The sequence below is a fragment of the Streptomyces sp. NPDC028635 genome, from assembly GCF_040637635.1.
GTDB lineage: Bacteria > Actinomycetota > Actinomycetes > Streptomycetales > Streptomycetaceae > Streptomyces.
Genome location: NZ_JBEZWX010000003.1, coordinates 16,500 through 37,945 on the forward strand (window position 1 = coordinate 16,500; position 21,446 = coordinate 37,945).

A 21,446-nucleotide genomic window follows, 5' to 3' on the forward strand; every position below is an offset into this window, starting at 1 on the left:
GGGGCCTCCTGAACGCAGGGTCGGGGGGGCTACTTGAGTAAGCGCTAGAAATCTAAGGGCTTAAATATCTGGGACGCAAGAGGGTGAGGCTGATGGATTCGGCGGTTAAATCGCTGCTCCAGCCCTTGACGACGTCCGGGCGTCGGGAGATACAACTTAAGCGCTTAGAAGCTTGGCGCTTATCTGATGTTGCGGTCGGCCCTGGTGCGGCTCCGGTGCGCTCTGCGACACTGGCCCGCGTCGCCGGCCGGACACCCCTTCTCCTCCCCATCCGCTCCCCATCCGCGCTTGTCGTCCCCCTGCCCCCGTGACCAGCGGAGTTCCGCATGACGACCGAAGCAGTACCCGACAGTTCGCTCAGAGCCTCCATCGCCGCCCGCTTCGAACGGCTTCCTCTCTCCCGCTGGCACGTCACCGTGCGGCTCGTCGTCGGCGCCGTCACCTTCTTCGAGGCCTTCGACCAGCTCCTCATCGCCTACGCCCTGCCGGAGCTGCGCTCCGACTGGCACCTGACCACCTCGGCCGCCACGTTGCTGCTCACGGTGGGTTCGATCGGGATGCTGGTCGGCGCCCTGGTCTCCGGGCGGGTCGCCGACCGGATCGGCCGGGTTCGGGTGATCGCGCTGTGCGTGGCCGTCTCCAGCCTCGCCAACCTGGCGCTCGCCCTGTCCCCCTCCCCCGATGTGTTCATGGCACTGCGGTTCGTGCAAGGCCTCGCGATCGGCGGGGAGGTGCCGGTGGCCGCCACCTTCATCGCCGAGATCACCCGCAGCCACCGGCGCGGCCGCTTCGTCCTGCTCTACGAGCTGGTCTTCCCCGCGGGACTGACACTGGGCGCGCTGGTCGCGGCCTGGGTGGTGCCGCTGCTGGGCTGGCGGTGGATGTACGGCCTCGCGGCGCTCCCCGGCCTTCTCGCCTACGTCGTGCACCGCGTCGTACCCGAGTCACCGCGCTGGCTCGCCGATCGGGGCCGCACCGAGGAGGCCGCGGCCGTGATGACGAGGATCGAGGCCGCCGTCGAGAAGGGGACCGGCTCGCCGCTGCCGGCCGTGCCCGACCGGCCCCCGGCCCCCGCGGCGGCCGACGGGAGCGAGCGCTTGTCGGGGCTTCGGGGTCTGTTCACCGGCCGTTACCGCCGCCGCACCCTGGTCGTCGGCGTCCTGTGGTTCGCCGGGTACTTCGTGAACTACGGCATCACCTCATGGCTGCCGACCATCTACAAGAACCGCTTCGGCCTGTCCCTGTCCGACGCCCTGCTGTACTCCACGGTCACCTCCGTCGCGGGCCTGGCCGGCTGCCTGGTCGCCGCGCTCACCGTCGACCGCCTGGGCCGGCGCCGCGTGATCACCGGCTGCCTCGCCGGTTCGGCCGCCGTGCTGTGCGTGCTCGCCTACCTGGGAGCCGGTACACCGGTGCAGGTTCTGGTGTGGACGTCCCTCGCCGCGGTGTTCTTCTTCGGCTCCAACATCAGCCTCTACCTGTACACACCCGAGCTGTTCCCGACCCGGATGCGGGCCTTGGGCAGCAGCGTGGGCGGCGCCCTGAACCGGCTCGGCGTGATCCTCGGCCCGATCGCCGTGGGCGCCGTCTACGCGGGCGGTCACATCGGGACGGTCTTCCTGACCCTGGGCGCCGTCTCCCTGGTCGGCGCCGTCGTCGCCGGTGCGGGCGCGGAGGAGACCGCGGGGCGGCGCCTGGAGGAGGTGTCGCCGTGACACCTGCGGCACTCCCGGCCTGACGGTCCGACCTGCGTGAGCCCCGGCGTGTACGACGCCGGGGCTCACGCAGGTCAGCAGCCGCCGCAGTTGTGACAACCATTCAAAGAGACACACTCTGGCCGGTGCTCAGGGGCCGTGCGTTCCTGCCAGGCCAGCCAGCAGGCGTGCAGGCGGGCGACAGCGACGGGGTGTTCACACCACAGGTGGCACCAGCGGGCGTCGGCCCCGGCTTGGCGGAGGTCTAGTCGAGGCGCTGTGCCGCCGCGAGGAGTTCCTCGAGCGCCGCCAGTGTCAGCGTCGCCAGTTCACCGGGGGCGTCGTCCCGTGCCGGGTCGGCCCAGCGGGTGAAGCCCAGCTTGAAGGCCAGGACGCCGAGTTCGGCCGCGACTTGGGCGGTCGCCTCGGGGACGTCGCGCTGCTTCAGGGCGCCCACCATCGCGGCGGCCATGCCTATGATCTTGAGCGCGTTGCGCTCCTGTAGCTCCTCGTTCGCCTCGATCGCCGCGTGCAGGAGCGGACTGAGCTCACGGTTGAACGAGGTCATCTCCCCCGAGGCGCGCTCCAGGCCCGCAGCGACGGCGGCGATCGGCGACGCGTCCGCGGGGGCGTCGGTGATGCCTTCGACCAGGAGGCGACTGAGGGTCTTCTGCCCAGCCGAGAGGATCTCCCGCTTGTCGGTGAAGTGCCGGTGGAAGGTGCTGCGGGTGAGGCCCGCGCGCTCGGCGATCTGGGCGACCGTCGTGTCGTCGTAGCCCTGTTCCGCGAACAGGCTCAGCGCCGCCACGACCAGGCGTTGCCGGGCGTCCGGCTTCCATCTCGGCATACGACCACTCTAAGTGATGCGACACGTGTCGCATCATCGGGTGTAGCGTGGCGAGTGATGCGACATCTGTCGCATCACTTGTCCCCTCGCACCCTGGAGTCCGCCATGCGCGTCTTCATCACCGGCGGCACGGGCCTGATCGGCTCCGCCGTCGTCGCCGAACTGCTCTCCGCTGGACACACGGTCACCGCCCTGGCCCGCTCCGACGCCTCCGCCGAGAAGGCCCGGGCGGCCGGCGCCGACGTGGTCCGCGGCGGACTCACCGACCTCGACGTGCTGCGCGGCGAGGCGGAGAAGGCGGACGGCGTCGTCCACCTCGCCTTCAGCAACGACTTCAGCTCACCGGAGGCGCTCGCACAGGCCGTCTCCGAGGAAGGCGCCGCGCTCGGCGCGCTCGGTGACGCCCTCGTGGGTAGGGGCAAGCCGCTCGTCACCGTCTCCGGCACGCCCCTTGCACAGGGACGCCCCGCCACCGAGGAGGACCCGCTGCCCACGGACGGGCCGGTCGGCGGGCGCAGCGTCTCGGTGGAGCGCGCCCTCGGCCTGGCCTCGCGCGGCGTGCGCAGCTCGGCGGTCCGGCTGCCGCGCACCGTGCACAACGAGGGCGACGGCGGGTTCGCCGGGCTCCTCACTCAGATCGCCCGTAGCACGGGCGTGGCCGGCTACCCGGGTGACGGCACCCAGCGCTGGCCCGCCGTGCACGCGCTCGACGCCGCCGTGCTGTTCCGGCTCGCCCTGGAGAAGGCCCCGGCCGGCACCGCCTGGCACGCCGTCGCCGACGAGGGCGACGCCGTACGGGACATCACCGCGGTCATCGGGCGGCGCCTCGGCATCCCCTCGCAGTCCGTGCCGGAGGAGAGCTTCGGCACGCTCGGACCGATCTTCGCGGCCGACCAGCCGGCGAGCAGCGCACACACCCGCGCGGCCCTCGGCTGGCAGCCGACCCGACCGAGCCTCCTGGAAGACCTGGAGAAGATCCAGCCCTGAGGCACGGCCAACTCCCTCAGTCCCGCGTGCCGTGCAAACTCGGCGGCGACCGCGCGTAGCCCCCGTAGCCAATCCCGATGACGGTCTCGGCCTGGGGGACGACGTGCGGGGGTGTGGTTGCCGGGGAATGCCGGGGCGCGGCTGCGCCGGGGCCTCGCCCTCGAACGCGGCGCAGCGACCAGGCCCGGCACGACCAGGACCACCTCCAGCTCCGTCCTCGACCTCGAGGACGTCGTGAAGCGCACGCCCTCCCACACGTGCCCCGGCCCCGCCGGCCGCAGGCGCCCGGCCAGCTCGCGCGCAGCGTCCGGGCGCAACGGCGTGCTCGCCCCACCGGCGAAGCCTGCCGGCATCGTCGTAGCGGCCCAGGATGAGCGTCCCCGCCTCGCCCGGGCTTCCGGTGACTGCACCGACGACCGCTTCGGTACAGTCCCAGCGGCGCACCTTGTACAAGAAGCGGCGCCACGCAGATACCGCTGCTCCCTCCCCCGGATGATCAGCCCTTCCACGCCGCGGACCTGCGTCCAGGACATGAGCCATTCCTGCGCCGCCGCCGGGTCGCCCGCCTCCGGGCACAACATCCAAGCAGCGCGCAGATCACGGTCGGTGAAGAACTGCTCCAGGCGGCGGCGCTCGGCATGCGGAACGTGCAGCAGCTCCTCACCGCCGACCTGCAAGGCGCCGGACACGATCAGGCGCGCGGGCGACTCCTGCGCGAGCTGTGGGGCACGCTCCGGGGCCGACGGCCACGCGCCCCTGCAACGCCTAGAACCGCATCCCCTCCCCCGCCCACACGACCAGCTCACCATCGAAGATCAAACCCTCAGACAGAGCCGGGGCCGCGTCCACCAGCTCGGGAAACCGGGCCTGAACACGCTGCCCGCCAGGCAAGCAGGCTCATGCGAGCCGTTGCCGCCGCGATGCCCGATGAGTAATGCCGCCATGCCGGGCCTACAGCACAGTTGAGCCAGTCTGGATCGAAACGACAGGAGGTCGAAGTGTCCGCATCAGTGCTCGACATGTCGATGTCACTCGACGGAGATATCGCCGATCCGAACGATTTTCCAGGCGGCGAGGATGGCGAATCGACTGCACAAGTGGGCAGGCCTGGAGGCCGAGTCCGGCCCGCCGTCCGGGCCGGCCGCGCGATTCCAGGACGAATGGAACACAGCCGGTGCAGTGCTCGTGGGACGACGCACTGCCGAGCTCATGGATCACTGGGGCGGTGATCACGGTGGTCTCCCGATCTTCGTGCCCAGTCACCGCCCGCCCGGCCCCGCCGCTCGCTGGGGCTATCCGTTGGTGACCTCGGTGACCAACGGGATCGAAAGCGCGATGACACAGGCCAAGGCCGCCTCCGGAAACAAGGACGTGCAGGTGCGTGGCGCGTACACGGCGCAACGGGCGCTTGAGGCCGGAGTGCTGGACGAGGTGCAGATTCATCAGATCCCGGTGCTGCTCGGCGATGGCCGTCGCCTGTTCGACGTCTTGGCGTCGCCGATCGAGTTGGAGATCATCCGGGTGATCGACACGCCGGAGGCCACTCACATCCGCTACCGCGTCCGTCGCTGAACTCATCGCCGACAGGTACGGACTGACGCGGCTGCTCGGCCGGGGCGGCACGACCAAATACGAGGTCAAGGGCCGCTCTCGCTGTTCTCAACTCTTAACGCGGAGGCGGTGGGACTGACCCCACAGTGACATCGCCGCCACGACGGTGTTCAAGATCGCTTCGAATGGGTCATGAGTAGAAGTTCGCCCAGTACTCCTCGTGACTCCTGGTGAAGTCGGCTGGACGTTCCCGTCGCAGCACCTCGTAGCGGGCGACGTAGGCGTCGAGGGCTTCACGCAGAGAGCATTCGCGATGCTCACGTAGCTCCATCAGGCCGAGGATGATGCGCCCGGCGACGATCATGTCGTCGGCGACCCCTGCCTCCGTCTCGCTGTCGCCAGGACCCATGGGGTGATCACACCCCAGCCCCCATGGCCAGGTCAACGCGTTATCCCGTGCTGCCCGCTGGGCCGTCCCCCGGCCGTCCGAGGCCGCTCAACGGCGACCGGCAACGACCACTACCGACAGTCGTTGCAGCCGACAGCCGCATGACCAAGCCCCCGGAACAACCGCCGCCGCGTCGCCCGCGCGCTCTAGGCGCTGTTTTCGGCGGGCCGTTAGGGTGCCGTCATGAGCAGGCGGACACCGACCCTGGAGGACGTCGCACGCGAGGCCGGGGTGTCGCGGGCGACGGTGTCACGGGTCGTGAACGGCGTGCGCAACGTCGATCCGGCGATTCAGGAGCTGGTGCACCGGGCGATCGAACTCACCGGTTACGCCCCCAACAGGGCCGCCCGGTCACTGGTGATCCGGCGCGCCGAGACGGTCGCCCTCGTCGTCTCGGGGGTGGGGGACGTCGCGGACGAAGACTCCCGCAACGCCTTCGCCTCCCGGGTCTTCACGGACCCCTTCTTCGGCCGGGTCGTCGGCGGCGTCGTCGGGTTCCTGCGGCCGCGGTCCATGCATCCGGTGCTGATGTTCGCGGAGTCGCCGGAGGACCGGCAGGAAGTGCTGACCTATCTGCGCCAGGGCCGGGCCGACGGTGCGCTCGTCGTCTCGACGCATCCCGACGACCCGCTGCCCGCCCAGCTGGCGGGGGCGCGCCTGCCCGCCGTGCTGTTCGCCCGCCCGGCACGGCTGGTCCCATTGAGCTGCGTCGACCTCGATCACCGGGCCGGCGGCCGCCTTGCGGCGCGGCATCTGCTGGCGCGTGGCTGCCGCAGGCCGGCCACGGTCACCGGGCCGCTGGACGTGCCCGCGAGCCGTGAGCGGCTGGCGGGCTTCCAGGAGGCCTTGGCCGAGTCCGGCGTGACGGACGCGCCCCTCGCCGAAGGGGGTTTCACCCTCGCCAGCGGAGCTGAGGCGATGGCGGCGCTGCTCGCCCGCTGCCCCGACGTCGACGGCGTCTTCGCGGCCAACGACCTCATGGCGCAGGGCGCGTGCCGGCTGCTCCAGGAACGCGGGAGGCGCATTCCCGAGGACGTCGCCGTGATCGGCTTCGACGACAGCGGCGTCGCCGCGGCCTGCCGCCCCCCGCTGACCTCGGTCCGTCAGCCGGTGGAGCGGATGGCCGAGGAAATGGCCCGTCTCCTGGACGCGCACATCCGCGGCGAACGCACCGAACCGGCCTCGGTCGTCTTCGACCCGCAACTGGTCGTGAGGGACTCGGCCTGACGGGCGTCGTCCAGGACGCGGCTCGATGACCGTCGCAGGGAGTCAGCCGGACCAACGTCGCCGAGCCCCGGGGCCCGGCCACCACCGCCAGGCCCCGGGCCCGACCACCACCGCCAGACCCCGGGCCCGACCACCACCGCCAGGCCCCGCCATCGGGACCCGCCCCGACCACCGCCCCGGGGAGACCCAGCCCGACCACCCCCGCCCCGTCAGTCTCCTCCCCTCACGCCAGCCGTCGGCCCGGCGCCTTCCACGGCGGGGCCGGCTTCCGGGGGTTCGCCGGGTCCGTGCGGCGTCCCCCGTGGGCGAAGAAGTCGACCAAGGGCAGGGTGGCGGCTCCGACGGTCACCGCGTCCGGGCCGAGGTGGCCGAGTGCGATGGCCACGCGGGCTGCGGGGTGGCCGGAGCGCGTGGGCCAGGGCGTACGGCCGCACCAACGCCTCGCCGGGCGCGAGTTCGCGGCGGGGCACCAGGTGCACGGGCCGCACCGAGTCGAGGGTGGCGCACGCCACCTGCAGCGGCGGGTCGACGTGCACGATCGCCGGGTCGTCGGTCCGCCGGGGGAACTCCCCGTCGATCAGGGCCCGTCCGTCGACGGCCAGCGTCATCCGGCCGAAGCCGCCCACGCCGAACGTCCAGGCGCCGGTGGTGTGCGGCCGCAGCGGCGTGCTGATCTCGACGGTGCGCGCGCCGGGGACCGCCGCCGGCTCCAGTTGGCGGCCCGACAGCCGTCGTTCGGCGTGCAGTTCCCTCCCCCGCGCGTCCAGAACGCGGACGAGCACCCCGGGCGCGCCCGAGCGGCGTTCGGTGCAGCGGTCCGGGTCGACGGGGCCGGGGGCGCGCCGAGGGACGGGCTGGGAACGCGGACGACGCGGGCGCGTCCGCGCAGCCTGCTGCGATGCCGTCCAGTGGGGTGACCGTGCCCGTCGGGTGGACGCCTGCGCTGCCGCCGCCCTGGGTGCGCGGTGCGGCCGCGTGCGCCCCGATCACGGCGACCGTGGACAGCGCGGCGGGGTCCAGCGGCAGTGCGCCGCCGCTGTTGCGCACCAGGACGCAGGCGGCGGCGACGGCCCGGCGCAGCAGGGCCCGGTTGCCGCGTCGCCGTGCGGCCGGCGCCCGGCGGGGCCGGTACGGGCCGAGGGCGCCGACGCGTGCCGCGAGCCGAAGCAGCCGCCGTACCTTGTCGTCGACGCTCTTCTCGGGCACCCGGCCCTGCTCGACCGCCTCGGTCAGATGCGTCGCCCAGGGGCTGTGCGGGCCGGGCATCGCGAGGTCGAGGGCGGCGCGGGCGGTGTCCTCGGCGGTGCGGACGGCGGCCCAGTCGGAGACGGCCACCCCGTCGAAGCCCCACTCGTTCTTCCGTACGTCCTCCAGCAGCGGACTGGCGGTCATGGTCGTGCCGTCGACGCTGTTGCAGGCGGCCATGACGAGCCACACGCCCGCCCGGACGGCCCGTTCGAACGGGGCGAGGTACACCTCGCGCAGGGCGCGTTCCGGTACCCGGACGTCGACGGTGAGCCGCTCGGTCTCGGAGTCGTTGGCGACGAAGTGCTTGGCCGTGGCGGCGACGCCCTGGGACTGGATGGCGCGGATCAGCGCGGCGCCGGTGCGGCCGATCAGTTCCGGGTCCTCCGAGAAGCACTCGAAGTGCCGGCCGCTCAGGGGGCTGCGGTGCAGGTTGAGCGTGGGGGCGAGACCTTGCCTGACGTGTCGTTCGGCCCCGCCCCGTGCTTCATGGACGGCGGCCGGGCGCGCCGAGGGCCCGGCCGTCTCGCTCCCCGTGCGGGACGGCCGGGCGGTGGCACCGGTCCGAGCTCAGGGCAGCCGGTAGTCGCTGTTCAGCGTCGCTCCCGCCTCCGGGTGCGTCTGGTCGTAGCCGCGGGCGTCGCACTGCAGGCCGCCCACGATGCAGTGGTCCACGAGGGCCTTCAGGGTGCGGTCGTCCCACGCGTTGAAGAAGTCGTAGTGGAAGGAGTAGCCGCGGCCGCTGGCCAGCCGCACCTGGGACATGTCGCCGTTGACCGGGAACGCCATCTTGAACTCGATCATGGGCAGCGCGACCGGGTGGTCGGCGGGGCACATGTTGTCGTTGGTGCCGGGCTTGACGACCGGATAGGCCATGTGGCTCTTGTGGTCGGGAGTGTCGAGGTACTTGCCGTCCCAGCAACTCGGCGCCTGGAAGCGGATGTTGAGCTGGACGTCGGCGCGGTTCGGACAGGTGGCGGGGAAGTCGACGTTGAAGTAGCTGTCGCCGCACTCCCAGCCCTCGACGAAGCCGCGGTGGTGGCGGAACTCGTCGGCGCTCTGCATCGGGCTGCCCACCACGAACCGCAGCCCCTTGGGGAAGGGACGCACGCTGGTGTAGTCGGTGACGCCGGCCTTGTAGTAGATCGTCTGGGGTCCGACCGGCAGGATCTTCTGCTGGCCGTTGTACAGCGTGGGCATCCAGTAACCGGACGCGTCGGCGGGCGCCTTGCAGGTGGTGGCGCCGCCGCTGAGGGAGGCCGTGGTGCTGTTGGCGTCGGTCGAGGTGTTGCCCATGAAGGTGTGGTCGTGGGACTTGCCGGGCTGGCCGGGGTAGACGATCGGGTCGTCGGGGGCGGTGTGCGTGACCGAGCAGTTGGCCTGGAACTCGTGGAAGTAGCGCGGCGGCGGAGTCGCCGTCGACGGGGTGACGCCGGTGACTTGCGGGACCGCCGGGATGTAGCCGTCGCCGTCCGGGTCGTCACCGGACGCCTGGGTGGACACGGCCATCGTGTGTCCCGCGTGGGCGGCGTCCGACACCGTGACGGCATCCCGGCCGGCGCCGGAGTCGGTGGTGGCGGAGGCGATGGCGCCGACGCCGAGGGCGCCGGCGATCAAGGCGGTGCCGAGGAGCAGTGCGGGAAGCCGGTGCGGATTCGATCTCATGGGGTCTCCTGCCGGGGGTAGGGAGAGGGCCGCGCGGCCGGGTGCCACGCGGGTGGTGCTGTTGGTGCGGTGGCGGCGCGGCGGGTTGCGGGCCCCGCCGCCACCGGATGCCGGACGTGGAGGTTAGACGTCGATGCCGGAGGCGGCCGACTGGCTGGGTCGCCGGGGCGTGGCCCCCGGTCAGCCGTAGATGCCGATTTCGTGCAAGGAGTAGCCCCAGCTGGTGCCGCGTGCCGTCAGCTGCAGACGGACGTAGCGTGCCGTGGCCGAGATGCCTAGGGTGTCGACATCACCGTCGCCGGTGGTCGTGGAGTACACCGAGCGCCAGGTCGCGCCGTCGTCGGAGACCTGCACCGTGTAGGACTTGGCGTAGGCCGGGTCCCAGACCAGTTGGAGGGTGCGCAGGGCCTGGGCGGAGCCAAGGTCGACCTGGATCCACTGTGGGTCGCTCCAGTCACTGGCCCAGCGGGTGTCGGTGCGGCCGTCGACGGCGAGGCCCGGGGTGCAGGGGCAGTCGCCGTAGGAGGCCTGGAAGGAGGACGCGGTGACCGAGCGGTTCAGCGCCAAGTTGGTGCCGCTGACCGGCGGGGCCACCACCTTCACGGACTTGGTCTCGATGCCGGCGTTGCCGTGCCCGTCCTCGGCCTGGAGGTACACCTTCCACACGCCGAGTTTCTGCGGGGCTGTGACGGCGAAGGTCCCGGCTCCGGTGGAGCGCCACTGAGCCGCGACGAGGCTCTTGTCGCCGCCGGCGTAGTTGCCGCTGAGGAAGACCTTGTACGTGACCGGGTCGCCGTCGGGGTCGCGCACGTCGGCGTGCACGGTGAACTCGCCGCCGGCCGGGGCCGAGGATGCGGGGCTGACTGTCATGTTGCTCATGACCGGGGGTGTGTTGCCGACCGCGGTCGCCCCGGTGTAGGCCCGTTTGACGGCGTAGTACGACAGCCGCTTGAGCCCGTCGGGCAGCAGGTTGAACCAGACGCCGCCGAAGTCGTGCTCGGTGCCGTAGTGGAAGAGGGTCGCGCCCAGGGCCACGCCCTGGTGTGCGGTGACGCAGTTCCACGCCTTTGTGTAGCCGTCGGCCTTCTTCACGTCGGTCGGCTCGTCGGGGACGCCGTTGGCGTCGTTCGGCACCTCCCACTCCCCCGCCGGGCCGGTCTCGGTGATGATGTACGGCTTGGTGTAGCCGCCGTCGATCCAGTCCTGTCGGACCTTGCACACGTTGTTGTAGGAGTTCATCGCGTACAGGTCGAGGTCGGGCGCGTTGCGCTTGTAGTACGGCCAGGCGCCGGTCCAGGCATCGGTGGAGGTGACCGGGTGGTCGGGGTCGATGCTGTGGATCTTCTTGGCGACGTCGTTGACGAAGCTCGTGTAGGCGTTGCGCTCGGCCTCCAGTTGACTGCCGCTGTAGCAGTTCTGCAGTCCGAGTACCGACTCGTTGCCTACGTTCCACATCAGCGTCGCCGGGTGGCTCTTGTAGGCGTCCACCCACTTGGCGAACTCGTTGAGCGCGTTGGTCTTGTACGTGGAGTCCGTGACGTAGTCGACACAGCCACCCGCGCCCGGACCGCCGCCCGGCTGGAGCCAGAAGCCGTTGATGACGCGGATGCCGTTGGCGGCCGCGCTGTCCAGCAGGGGCTTGGTGGAGGCGTCGGTGCCCCAGGTCCGGATCGTGTTGGCGCCCATGGCCTTCACGTCAGGCATGTAAGTGGCGGCGGCGGAGACCGCGGGGCCCCAGGTCACGCCCTTGACGGTGTACGGCTGCCCGCCCACGGTGAGCCGCCAGTCGCCCTGGCTTCCCTCGACCTTGACCGCGCCGCCGGACGGGGGCGGCGGGGTGGTGCCGGCGTCCGAGCCGTAGACCTGGAACTCCCACAGCGAGTACCCGTATCCGCCGGAGCGGGCGATGCCCTGCATACGGACGTAGCGGCCGCTGCCGGACACGGCGAGGTCGTCGGTGCCGCCGTCGCCGCCGGTGACCGTCTTCAGGGTGCGCCAGTCGGTTCCGTTGTCGGACGCCTGGATCGCGTAGTCCTTGCCGTAGGCGGCTTCCCAGGTCAGCACGACCCGGCTGAGGTCGGCCTGTCGGCCGAGGTCGACCTGGATCCACTGCTGGTCGCTCCACTGGCTGGCCCAACGGGTGGTGGTGAGGTTGCCGTCCACCGCGGCGGCGGCCGCGTAACCGTCGCCCTCCTGCGAGGAGGCGGTGGCGGGCCGCCCCTGGGACAGCAGGGTGTCGGCGGCGTGGGCGCTCGGGGCCAGCGCGAGGGTGGTGAGGGAGGAGGCGAGAAGGGCGCCGAGCGCGAGCAGAGCCGAGCCGGCGCGGTGGCGACGGGGTGGGGGGACGGTGACGGACGGTCTGGGCACGGGTGCTCCTGACGGGTTGGTTCGCCGAAGGGAGAGCGACGTGCGCGGGGGGGCGTGTGCTTCGCCGGCCCTGATGGTCCCGTTCGACGCGACGTCGGCCTGGCGGCCGGGGCGGTTGCCGGAGGCCGTGGGATGGCACGGCCGTTGGAGAGCGCTCTCCGAACCATGCCCGGCGACGCCGGGTCGGTCAAGGAGAGTGAAGCATTTTTCTCATGCCTTGATTCAAGGCCTGATCCTCCATGCGCCGACGCCCAGGTGACGAGACATCACCCGCCCGCAACTCCCGGCGGCCGTCCCGCAATTCCCCGGACCCTTTGCATGCCGGGGTCTTGTCACCCGGATGGCATCACTAGTTAACTCAAGCTTTGAACTAAGCGCGCGGCAACGCCTCCCCGCTGTGCTCGCGTGCTCGGCGCAGTCAGTCCTGCCGTGTCGGCGGCACTCGACCGGCCTTCGTTGCCTGCGCTCGTCCACCCCCACCCGCAGGGACTCGTATGAGACTCAGATCCCTGGGCGTCGCGCTCGCCACCACGGCCGCGCTGAGCGCCCTGCCCTCACCCACACCGGGGCCTTCGCGGCCTCCGCGGCCGACACCCCCTTGTCGCAAGGGAAGACGGTCACCGCCTCCTCACAGGAGAACAACGGCACCCCCGCCGCCTACGCGGTCGACGGGAACACGGGGACCCGCTGGTCCTCGTCCGCCACCGACGACCAGTGGCTCGAAGTCGACCTCGGGGCCACGGCCTCGGTCTCCCAGGTGGTGCTGAACTGGGAGGCGGCCTACGGCAAGGACTACAAGGTCCAGATCTCCGCCGACCACAGCACCTGGACCGACCTGAAGTCCGTCACCGGCGGTGACGGAGGGCTCGACACCCTGGACGTGTCCGGGCAGGGGCGCTATGTACGCATGCTCGGCGTGCACCGCGCCACCCCCTACGGCTACTCCCTCTGGGAATTCCAGGTGTTCGGCTCGGCGGCCGGCGGCACCCCGTCCGCCTGCGGCACGGCCGACTCCGCACAGGGCAGGCCCGCCTCGGCCTCCTCCACGGAGAACGCCGGCACCCCCGCCTCGGCGGCCTTCGACGGCAGCACCTCCACCCGCTGGTCCAGCCAGTCCGCCGACCCGCAGTGGATCCAGGTCGACCTCGGCTCGGTGCAGGACCTGTGCAAGGTGGACCTGAACTGGGAAGCCGCCTACGGCAAGGACTTCCAGATCCAGGCCCCGGGCTCGATCGACACTCCCATGCGGTCGCCGACATCGTCCGCGCCGTCCGCTGCCGACGCTGACAGTCCCGAGACGGCAAGGAACTCGACGGTCACGTCCGCGATGACCACGTCGGCGCCCTCGCGGTCAACCGGCGGACCGTGAAGGAGGGGGATCCGCCGTCGGATGGAGCTGTTCGCGAGTGGCTGTTCGGAGCCGATGCCTTGCTCAGACGGTTCGGACAGTGCCGCCGTCAATGACGTACTCCGCGCCCACAACGGATGAGGCTCGATCCGAAACAAGGAAGCCGACCAGGTCCGCAACCTCTTCCGTCGTTGCGAACCTTCCGAGTGGAACCCCTCCGAGGGAATCCATCAGGCTCTGCTTCGCCTCCTCGCGGGTCAGTCCGTTGCCCTCGGCGAGCTGGTCGATGAAGCCCTCATACGCCCCGGTCCGAATGCCTCCGGGGCTGACGGCGTTTACTCGCACTCCTCGTGGCGCCACTTCGTTCGCAAGACCCTTGCTGTAGGTACGCAACGCACCCTTCGCTGACGCGTACGGCAACGTCGCGTCGTGCAACGGCATCTGACGCTGGATCGACGTGACGTGGACAACTACTCCTGATCCGGCCTCCACCATTGCCGGCAGCAGCGCTCGATCCAGTCGGACAGCTCCCAAGAAGTTCAGGTTGAGTTCCGCCAGCCAATGCTCCTCAGTCGCTGCCGCGAACCCGCCAGGCGGGGTCGACGACCCTCCGACAACGTGCACCAGGATGTCCAGCGCACCTCCCTCAGAGATCTTGGACACCACAACCTCTACACCGCCCACCGTGGAAGTGTCCGCCTCGATGAATCGGTCGGGGCGCTCGTAGCCGCCGGGCATCGTGCGTGCCGTGGTCCACACGTCGGCACCCATCTCTCGCAGTCTCTCCACGACGGCCTTGCCCGAGCCCTTCGAACCGCCCGTGACCAGCGCCCGGCGACCGTCGAGGCGATCGCGATCTGAACTAGACATTTTTCTCTCCACTGAAGATCGAGGTGGTGCGGGTTCGGTCAGGCCGGGTGGTTGGCGATGACGAGTTCGGCGACGAGGTCCTCCCGCAGCGCGAACCGGTAGTCGAGCTCGGCGACGCCCCCCGGGAAGGTGCCTTCGAGCCGCACGGTCACCACCCAGTGGGCGTCATCGACGCGGTGAGCGCCGATCTGCTCGGTCGTGTATGCGAACTCGGATCCGGCGTCCCGCAGGAACGCATAGGTCTCCTCTCGGCCGCGGAAGGTTTCGTCCTGGTCGACGATCACCGCATCCTCGGCGAGGAACGACGAGGCGGTGTCGGCATCGCGGACGATGTGGGCGGCGAAGAACTCGCGCACGGCGGTCGGGAGCAGATCGGACGGAAGGTCGGTGTGCTGTGTCATGAGCCCACCGTGTGACCTCACGGGGCAGGAGGGTCAAGCCGTGGACTCTCCCCCAGGGAGAGGGTTCAGAATGAGGGGGTGCTGACCATCGGAGAGTTCTCGCGGCTGACCCACTTGAGCGTCCGAACCCTGCGCCGGTATCACGAGGCGGCCCTGCTGGAACCCGCCGTGGTGGACGAGACCACCGGATACCGCTACTACCGCGTCGACCAGATCCCGACCGCGCAGGTCATCCACCGGCTCCGCGAGCTCGACGTCCCCCTGAGCGATGTGCAGCAGATCCTGCGAACCCCCGACCCCGGTGTCCGGACGGCCCTGGTCACAGACCACCTGCAACGCCTCGAGGACGAGCTCGACCGCACCCGGGCCGCGGTCGTCTCACTGCGCCGCCTGCTCCAGCCCGACCCCGCGCCGATCGACGTCGAGCTGCGCGCGGAGCCCGCCCGGACGGTTGCGGCGGTCGAGGCCGTAGTCGGGCATGGCGACATCGCGGCCTGGTACGCAGGCGCGATGGCCGAATTGGAGGCGGCCGTCGGCGCCGCCGTGACCGGACCGCCGGGCGGCAGCTACGACAACGCCCTCTTCGAGCAGGAACGCGGTCACGCGCTCGTCTACCTGCCGACCGCTGCGCCACCTCGCACCGGGCGCGTGCACCCCGCGACCCTGCCGGCCGCAGAACTGGCCGTCACCACCCACATCGGCGAGCACGACGGCATCGAGGTCACGTACGGCGAACTCGGGACCTGGGTGGTGGAGAACGCGATGTCGGTGGCCGGGCCGGTACGGGAGGTCTACGTCGTCGGCCCCCGTGACACGAGCGATCCCGCCGCGTGGCGCACCGAGATCGGCTGGCCGGTCTTTCGTGTCACCTGAAGCGGTCATTGCGGTGCGGTGTCTTGGAACGACGGAGCGCACGCCTTAACCTCGATCTTTCTCGAGGTGGGCTGTCCGCAGGTTGATCAGAAACACAGAAAACGCGCTTGACCTGCAACGTAGGGATTGCTGAGGGTCCTGTTAGTTGCGAGGGAAAGACCACTTTCCGGGGGAGAGAGCCTATCGCTTCGTACCCACGTGTCCGTGTCCAAGGGGACGGCCGCCAGGTGGTCTCGCAGGCCGGCTCGGTCCTCCTGGTGGAGACGGTCCGCCGGACCGACCTCGACCAGTCGATATCCGCGGCACTGGCACCGTGGCGCAGACCCCGGGCCGTCCATGATCCGGGCAAGATCCTCCTGGACGTCGCACTGGCGGTCGCGTTGGGCGGGGACTGCCTGGCCGATGTCGGCATGCTGCGGGCCGAGCCCGCCGTGTTCGGGCCGGTCGCCTCCGACCCGACGGTCTCCCGCCTGGTCGACGCCCTTGCAGCCTCCGGAGAGCAAGCTCTGCGGGCGATCCGTGCCGCGCGGGCCGAAGCCCGCGAGCGGGTCTGGCAGTTGGCCGGCCGGGAAGCGCCCGATACGGGCGGGACGACGGTGACCGTGGACCTCGACGGAGTGCTGGTGATCGCGCACTCGGACAAGGAGGACGCCGCACCGACGTGGAAGCGAACCTATGGCCACCACCCGCTGATGGGGTTCGTCGACCACGGACCGGGCGGCACCGGTGAACCGGTCGCGGCCTTGCTCAGACCAGGCAACGCGGGTTCGAACACGGCCGCCGACCACATCACCGCCACCCAACTGGCCCTGGCCCAACTGCCGAAGAAATACCGGCGCGGACGTCAGACCCCGTGGTTACTGGGTCTCGGGACCTCTACGTTCGCAGACCGTGGGACCTGCAGGGACAGCCGCACAAGCCGTTGCCATGGTCGTGGAACGGCTGCCGCCCGGATGCGGTTTCGCCTTTCACGGCACGCCAGATGAACTCGCCGTCCACGAAAAGGGCGCAACCGAGTGCCCCGTCTTGATCGGGGACGCCCCCTCTGCCGCCAGACCGCGTAGTCGCGGACAGGACCTACGCCACCCGCGGCCTCCGTGCCTACCTGCGTAAGCGCGGCATCTCACACACCATTGCGGAGAAGCGCGACCAGCAACACCATCGCCGCAACCGGGGCCGTGACGGCGGCCGGCCTCCCCGGTTCGACCGAGAGATCTACCGTCAACGCCATATCGTCGAACGCTGCTTCAACCGGTTAAGGACTTTCGGGGCATTGCTCCCCGATACGTCAAGACCGCCACCTCTTCTGAAGCAGCGGTCTCGCTCGCCTCGTTCCTGCTCTGAGCGAGATTCGTTAGAAGACGGACCCCAGCTCGCTCAGAGCGGGAAGAGCATGCAGCTACTGGTGGCGTGGGCGAGAAGGCGGTCCTCGGAGTCGAGCAGGTGCGCCTCGGCCAGAGCGGTGCGGCGGCCGTGGTTGAGGACCCGGCCGACGGCACGGACCTTGCCGCTGTCGACGGTGACCGGGCGAAGGAATTTCACGCTCAGGTCGAGCGAGGTGTACCCCGTCCCCGCCGACAGTACGGACTGCACGGCACAGCCCGCGGCCGAGTCGAGGAGGGTGGCATAGACACCGCCGTGAACGCTGCCGATGGGGTTGTAGTGCTGCTCACCCGGTTCCAGGACGAAGACCGCGCGGCCGAACTCGACCTGCTCCAGGGTGAACCCGAGGGTCGCGGCGATGGGCGGGGCGGGCAGACGCCCGCTCAGCACGCTCCGCAGGAACTCCAGACCGCTCTCCTGGCCGACGGCGGCCGCTGAGATTTTCGGATCCTGCCACTCGACCGTGCGTGACCTCGTCATCCGCTTCTCTTCCCTCCACTGGCTTCTGAAATCGAAGCTAGCCGGGCGGGCCTCTGGCTGTCAATGCCGAAGCCAGCCTACGATGGCTGTATGACGTGGCTGGAGACCAGCACAGAGAACTGCACGGTGCAGCGCACCCTCGAACTGATCGGCGAGAAGTGGTCGCTGCTGGTGTTGCGGGACGCCATGAACGGCGTGCACCGATTCGACGACTTCCGCCGGCACGTGGGCCTGTCCGAGGCGGTACTGGCGGACCGGCTGCGCAAACTCGTCGCCGCCGAAGTCCTCCAGACCGTCCCGTACCGCGAGCCCGGCCACCGCACGCGCCACGAGTACCGGCTCACCCGCAAGGGCTGGGACCTGTGGCCCGTGATGATCGCGCTCAAGCAGTGGGGTGACCGCTACACCGCAGACCCCGAGGGACCGCCGCTGGAGGTGCGTCACCGCGACTGCGGCGCGCCGGTGGAGGCCGTCGTCGTCTGCACGGGCGAGCATGGACCGCTCGTGCCACGACAGGCCTGCACCCGGCCCGGCGCCTCGGCGCGCCTCAGGGACTGATCATTTGTCCCGCGAGGCCGTACAGCGCGTTGTGCACCGCTTCGCTCAGCACGCGACCGGGACTCGAAGTACATACCGACCTGCGATGCCGTGCTGACCGACGCCGGCCTGGCGGACCGTGGGTGCGGCTGGTCATCCGGAGGGAGACTTCGGGGCCTCTCGGGGAGTTCCTGCTGCCGAGCCGACCGAGAAGGAACGCCACTGGCACGGAGATCAGTTCCGGGGTGCGGACGAGTACCAGTTGAAGCTCGACCCCGGCGCCAGTGCGTACGCGGAACCGGACACCGTGGGTGAGAAGGTCGTGAGGACGGTGCACAGAAGCAGCCCCCCGTAGACGGACCACAACAGCCCTCTTCGGTTGAACCCCCACCAGAAGAAGGAGTGGACCAGCACGGGGGCTACACATGACGCTGCGACGCTCATCGCTGCGGACGGCGTCAGGGCGACGGCACCCAGTGCGCCGATGGCCAGGCGCGCGACTCGCACTTCGTGGGTGGCGGTGCGAGGGCCATCGGCTCGCGCGGACACATCGTGAGCGAGGGAGGCGGCGGCCACCGCAGGCGTGCGCGACAAGGCTCGTGCCTTCCACCGCACCGCGCCCCTCGGATCGCGGCCACCTCGACGCCCTCCACGCCCACCTCGGCGTACTCCACCTGCGCATCGACCGGCTCGCCGCGGCGGCAGGAGACCGCACCAGGCAGCGGCCCTCACTCTTTTCAAGATCACCGCAGTGTGTGTCATGCCCTCGCGGAGAACGATCCGGCCGGCGTCGTGTGGCGCTATAGTGCGGCGGTGGATTCAGGATGGCCGCTGCCGAGCCGACGTACCGCTGAGCTGATGCAGGACATCGCCGAGTCCCTCCTGGCTTCGACGAGCGTGGCGGTCGACGAGGTCGTGGCCGCTGCCCACCGGGGGGCCGAGTACCGGGCACTGCTGGATGACCCGCAGCTCGCGGCGGCCGACCGTCACATGAGCAAGGCGTACTTCAGGCACTGGCTGTCGGCCACCCTGCAAAGCCCTGGGGCGCGAGTCGCACCATGCGTCGACCCGGAGGTCCTGCAGTTCGCACGCGACCTGGTGCGACGTGGCCTGGACACGCACGACCTCGGTTCGTGGCGGGGTGCCCAGCACGGGGCGTGGGAGCTGTGGGTCGACGCCTGCTTCGCTGCGACCGCCGAAGTCGACGAGCTTCGCGACTTGATGAAGGTGTCAGAGCGGGCGATGGCGACCTTCATCGATGATTCGATCGCAGCGCTCGACGAGTACGTAGAACAGGAACGGGCGAGTCTGGCGCGCGGCGCCAGCGCTGAGCGGCACGCCACTGTCCAACTCCTGCTCGAAGGTGCGCCGATCGGCCGCGCGCTGGCGGAATCGCGTCTCGGGTACGCGCTGGCGGGCAGTCACCTCGCCGCGATCATCTGGAGCGACTCCGCCGACCAGGCCGGGGGTCTCGACGCGGCGGCCGAGGCGGTGACGAGGGTATGCGGAGCCTCATGCCGATTCACCCTGAACGCGAGCGCAGCCTCGCTGTGGGTGTGGGTCCCGGCGGACGTGGTCCCGTCGGCCGAGGCGGCGGAGGCCGCCCTGGCCGACCAGCCGGGAGTCCATGTCGCGTTCGGGCGGTGCGGGCGGGATGTCGACGGTTTTCGCCGTAGCCACCTGGACGCCTCTGCCGCGTATCGGCTACTGACGCGGATGGGTTCGGCGCGCCGTGTCGTCCGGTACGAGGACGTCGCGTTGGTGTCGGTGCTCACGGCCGACATGGCGCAGGCCGATCAGTTCGTGACCGATACTTTGGGCGACCTCGCGACTGCGGACCCGGTGCTGCGCCAAACCGTGCTGACCTATGTTCGGGAACGGTTCAACGGCTCGGCCGCCGCGGAGCGGATGTTCACGCACCGCAACACCATCGAGCGACGGCTGGCCCGCGCCGATCAGCTGCTGCCGGTGCCCCTCGCCGACAACGCCGCGAGCGTGGTAGCAGCGCTCATGCTCGTGGAGTTGCGGCACTGAAGCCATCGCCTCCGGCGGCGCTCGTGAGGGGCTTGGGCTCGTTCCAGGGCCGATCACAAGGGCAGATCCGGTGAGTCGACCCCGACGACTCGATCTCCGCAGAACACGCGCACCGATTCGGCAGGCCCGTGCCCGCCGATGCCGGACGGGCCCCAGAAACTCTGGGCGGACTCGTCGCCGAGATCGGCCAGCTTCGCGCCGTTGACCCGCACCTCGCCGGCCACGATCCGCGCACCGATCGCGATCGCGCGGTCGGTGTCGGTGCCGAACACATAGGCGTCCAGGCCCGACGGGTGCGCGTTGGCGGCGCGCAGCGCGTCCTCGTCCGAGTCGACGCCGTGCAAGGAGACGACCGGCCCGAACAGCTCGGCGGTCGTGCGGTCCGGGTCGGATCCGGTGGCAAGCGTGGGAGACAGGAAGAAACCCGCCAGGCCGGGCAGCTCCCCGGGCTGGTCGATCTCGGCACCGAGCGCGCGCAGGCCCTCGATCCGCTGCATAAGGTTCCGGTGGTGCGGTTCGTTGGCGATGGGGCCGATGTCGGACTCGACGTCGAGCGAGTGCCCTATCCGTAGCCGCGCGATGCGATCGGCGAGGGCCTCCCGCAGGGGCCGTATCAATCGGTGCGGTGCAAAGATCTTGCCCGGCCCCTCGCACCACTGGCCGTTCAAGTTCGTCATGCCGGTCAGGATGCCGTCGGCGGTTACGTCGAGGTCGGCGTCGTCGAGCACGAGGACGGGGTTGTTGCCACCGAGCTCGAGCTGGAGGACCTTGAAGTCCTCGGCCGCGGCGCGGGCAATGGCCCGTCCGGCGCCTGGGCCGCCGGTGAAGGACACCACCTTCACCCGGCGGTCGCCCGTGAGCGCGGCGCCGATGTCACCCGCGCCGTGGACGAGCTGCAGCGCGCCCTCGGGCAGGCCGGCGTCGACGAAGCACTCGACGATCACCTGCGCGCTTGCGGGGGCGTGCTCGGACGGCTTGAGCAGTACGGGGCAGCCCGAGGCCACCGCACTTGCGATCTTCGCCGCGGGGATGAAGCTGGGTCCGTTCCACGGCGTGAGGATCGCGGCGGGCCCCCAGGGGACCCGGTGAAGCCGGACGTCGCGCCCGCCGGCGGCGAGCGCGGTGACGCGGGGGATCCGACGCGCCTCGCCGGCGGCGGCCCGGATCCGGGCCGGGAGGAACGCGGCGAGCTTGCGGGTGGCTGTGATCACCGTGCCGCTCGTGATCGCGTCGGTGCGGGCGATCTCCTCGAGCCGTTCCTCGACGTTCGCAGCGGCCCGTTCGAGCGCCTCGGCCCGCAAATGCCGGAAGTCGTCATGCGCCCAGTCCAGGGCGTCGTGGGCGCGCTGTGCGTGCTGCAGCGCGCGCTCCAGGTCGGTCGGCGACGTGGTCACCGTGCAGTGGAGCGCCTCGCCCGTGTTCGGGTCGACGTTCCACGCGTCGAGCTCCTGGCATCGCACCCACTCACCGGCGATGTAGCTCACCGGCT

15 protein-coding genes and 7 pseudogenes are annotated in these 21,446 nt (G+C 70.5%); 11 read left to right on the top strand and 11 right to left on the bottom strand.

All coding sequences use genetic code 11. The features are described from left to right. The first annotated feature begins 326 nt into the window (after positions 1 to 326). Entirely contained in the window at positions 327 to 1,715 is a 1,389-nt protein-coding gene (locus AB0E88_RS04190; RefSeq protein WP_361623475.1) for an MFS transporter, read from the top strand. A gap of 74 nt (positions 1,716 to 1,789) precedes the next feature. Here AB0E88_RS04190 and AB0E88_RS04195 read toward each other — a convergent pair. Continuing rightward, positions 1,790 to 1,936: pseudogene (locus AB0E88_RS04195) on the bottom strand (DUF4913 domain-containing protein); the annotation flags it as partial. A 23-nt stretch (positions 1,937 to 1,959) separates the two neighbouring features. Further along, positions 1,960 to 2,541, bottom strand: a complete 582-nt coding sequence (locus AB0E88_RS04200) for a helix-turn-helix domain-containing protein (protein WP_361623478.1) — start codon at positions 2,539 to 2,541, stop codon at positions 1,960 to 1,962. 105 nt (positions 2,542 to 2,646) lie between these two features. Here AB0E88_RS04200 and AB0E88_RS04205 point away from each other — a divergent pair, with 105 nt between their 5' ends. Both AB0E88_RS04205 and AB0E88_RS04210 read left to right on the top strand, forming a co-directional pair. Next, entirely contained in the window at positions 2,647 to 3,528 is an 882-nt protein-coding gene (locus AB0E88_RS04205; RefSeq protein ID WP_361623480.1) for an SDR family oxidoreductase, read from the top strand. A 998-nt stretch (positions 3,529 to 4,526) separates the two neighbouring features. Further along, a pseudogene (locus AB0E88_RS04210) lies at positions 4,527 to 5,100 on the top strand (dihydrofolate reductase family protein). A gap of 169 nt (positions 5,101 to 5,269) precedes the next feature. Here the strand turns inward: AB0E88_RS04210 and AB0E88_RS04215 are convergent. After that, positions 5,270 to 5,488, bottom strand: coding sequence for a hypothetical protein (locus tag AB0E88_RS04215; RefSeq protein ID WP_361623483.1), 219 nt, complete (start codon positions 5,486 to 5,488; stop codon positions 5,270 to 5,272). Between the two features lie 222 nt (positions 5,489 to 5,710). On the opposite strand from AB0E88_RS04215, the gene AB0E88_RS04220 reads away from it, so the two are divergent. Beyond that, on the top strand, positions 5,711 to 6,754 hold the full coding sequence (locus tag AB0E88_RS04220; protein WP_361623486.1) for a LacI family DNA-binding transcriptional regulator: 1,044 nt from the start codon (positions 5,711 to 5,713) through the stop codon (positions 6,752 to 6,754). Positions 6,755 to 6,977: 223 nt separating this feature from the next. Here AB0E88_RS04220 and AB0E88_RS04225 read toward each other — a convergent pair. From AB0E88_RS04225 to AB0E88_RS04240, 4 genes and pseudogenes are all read right to left on the bottom strand, one after another. Next, positions 6,978 to 7,188, bottom strand: a pseudogene (locus AB0E88_RS04225) (sugar kinase); the annotation flags it as partial. 316 nt (positions 7,189 to 7,504) lie between these two features. Beyond that, positions 7,505 to 8,431, bottom strand: a pseudogene (locus AB0E88_RS04230) (glycoside hydrolase family 3 N-terminal domain-containing protein); the annotation flags it as partial. Positions 8,432 to 8,569: 138 nt separating this feature from the next. After that, positions 8,570 to 9,664 carry a DUF1996 domain-containing protein gene (locus AB0E88_RS04235; RefSeq protein ID WP_361623489.1) on the bottom strand — a complete coding sequence of 365 codons (1,095 nt, stop codon included), beginning with the start codon at positions 9,662 to 9,664 and terminating at the stop codon, positions 8,570 to 8,572. A gap of 180 nt (positions 9,665 to 9,844) precedes the next feature. Continuing rightward, on the bottom strand, positions 9,845 to 12,031 hold the full coding sequence (locus tag AB0E88_RS04240; RefSeq protein ID WP_361623492.1) for a discoidin domain-containing protein: 2,187 nt from the start codon (positions 12,029 to 12,031) through the stop codon (positions 9,845 to 9,847). 494 nt (positions 12,032 to 12,525) lie between these two features. On the opposite strand from AB0E88_RS04240, the pseudogene AB0E88_RS04245 reads away from it, so the two are divergent. Next, positions 12,526 to 13,253 (top strand): annotated as a pseudogene (locus AB0E88_RS04245) (discoidin domain-containing protein); the annotation flags it as partial. A gap of 210 nt (positions 13,254 to 13,463) precedes the next feature. Here AB0E88_RS04245 and AB0E88_RS04250 read toward each other — a convergent pair. Continuing rightward, a complete protein-coding gene (locus tag AB0E88_RS04250) occupies positions 13,464 to 14,249 on the bottom strand; it encodes an SDR family oxidoreductase (RefSeq protein ID WP_361623495.1) in 786 nt (261 codons plus the stop codon). A 38-nt stretch (positions 14,250 to 14,287) separates the two neighbouring features. After that, positions 14,288 to 14,650 carry a nuclear transport factor 2 family protein gene (locus tag AB0E88_RS04255; RefSeq protein WP_361623498.1) on the bottom strand — a complete coding sequence of 121 codons (363 nt, stop codon included), beginning with the start codon at positions 14,648 to 14,650 and terminating at the stop codon, positions 14,288 to 14,290. A 78-nt stretch (positions 14,651 to 14,728) separates the two neighbouring features. Between AB0E88_RS04255 and AB0E88_RS04260 the strand changes: the two genes are divergently transcribed. The 4 genes and pseudogenes from AB0E88_RS04260 to AB0E88_RS04275 form a co-directional block, all read left to right on the top strand. Beyond that, on the top strand, positions 14,729 to 15,523 hold the full coding sequence (locus tag AB0E88_RS04260; protein ID WP_361623501.1) for a MerR family transcriptional regulator: 795 nt from the start codon (positions 14,729 to 14,731) through the stop codon (positions 15,521 to 15,523). A gap of 182 nt (positions 15,524 to 15,705) precedes the next feature. Continuing rightward, positions 15,706 to 16,371, top strand: a pseudogene (locus AB0E88_RS04265) (transposase); the annotation flags it as partial. Positions 16,372 to 16,414: 43 nt separating this feature from the next. Further along, on the top strand, positions 16,415 to 16,636 hold the full coding sequence (locus tag AB0E88_RS04270; protein WP_361623504.1) for a hypothetical protein: 222 nt from the start codon (positions 16,415 to 16,417) through the stop codon (positions 16,634 to 16,636). Continuing rightward, positions 16,569 to 16,781: pseudogene (locus AB0E88_RS04275) on the top strand (transposase); the annotation flags it as partial. The gene AB0E88_RS04270 and the pseudogene AB0E88_RS04275, both read left to right, overlap by 68 nt. A gap of 119 nt (positions 16,782 to 16,900) precedes the next feature. Here the strand turns inward: AB0E88_RS04275 and AB0E88_RS04280 are convergent. Further along, positions 16,901 to 17,386, bottom strand: a complete 486-nt coding sequence (locus AB0E88_RS04280) for a PaaI family thioesterase (protein ID WP_361623507.1) — start codon at positions 17,384 to 17,386, stop codon at positions 16,901 to 16,903. 90 nt (positions 17,387 to 17,476) lie between these two features. Here AB0E88_RS04280 and AB0E88_RS04285 point away from each other — a divergent pair, with 90 nt between their 5' ends. Together AB0E88_RS04285 and AB0E88_RS04290 are read left to right on the top strand one after the other, a co-directional pair. Then, positions 17,477 to 17,944 carry a helix-turn-helix domain-containing protein gene (locus AB0E88_RS04285; protein WP_361623510.1) on the top strand — a complete coding sequence of 156 codons (468 nt, stop codon included), beginning with the start codon at positions 17,477 to 17,479 and terminating at the stop codon, positions 17,942 to 17,944. Positions 17,945 to 18,781: 837 nt separating this feature from the next. Beyond that, positions 18,782 to 19,957, top strand: a complete 1,176-nt coding sequence (locus AB0E88_RS04290) for a helix-turn-helix domain-containing protein (RefSeq protein ID WP_361623513.1) — start codon at positions 18,782 to 18,784, stop codon at positions 19,955 to 19,957. A 53-nt stretch (positions 19,958 to 20,010) separates the two neighbouring features. Here the strand turns inward: AB0E88_RS04290 and AB0E88_RS04295 are convergent, their stop codons facing one another. Continuing rightward, a complete protein-coding gene (locus AB0E88_RS04295; RefSeq protein WP_361623516.1) occupies positions 20,011 to 21,441 on the bottom strand; it encodes an aldehyde dehydrogenase family protein in 1,431 nt (476 codons plus the stop codon). Between the last annotated feature and the right edge of the window lie 5 nt (positions 21,442 to 21,446).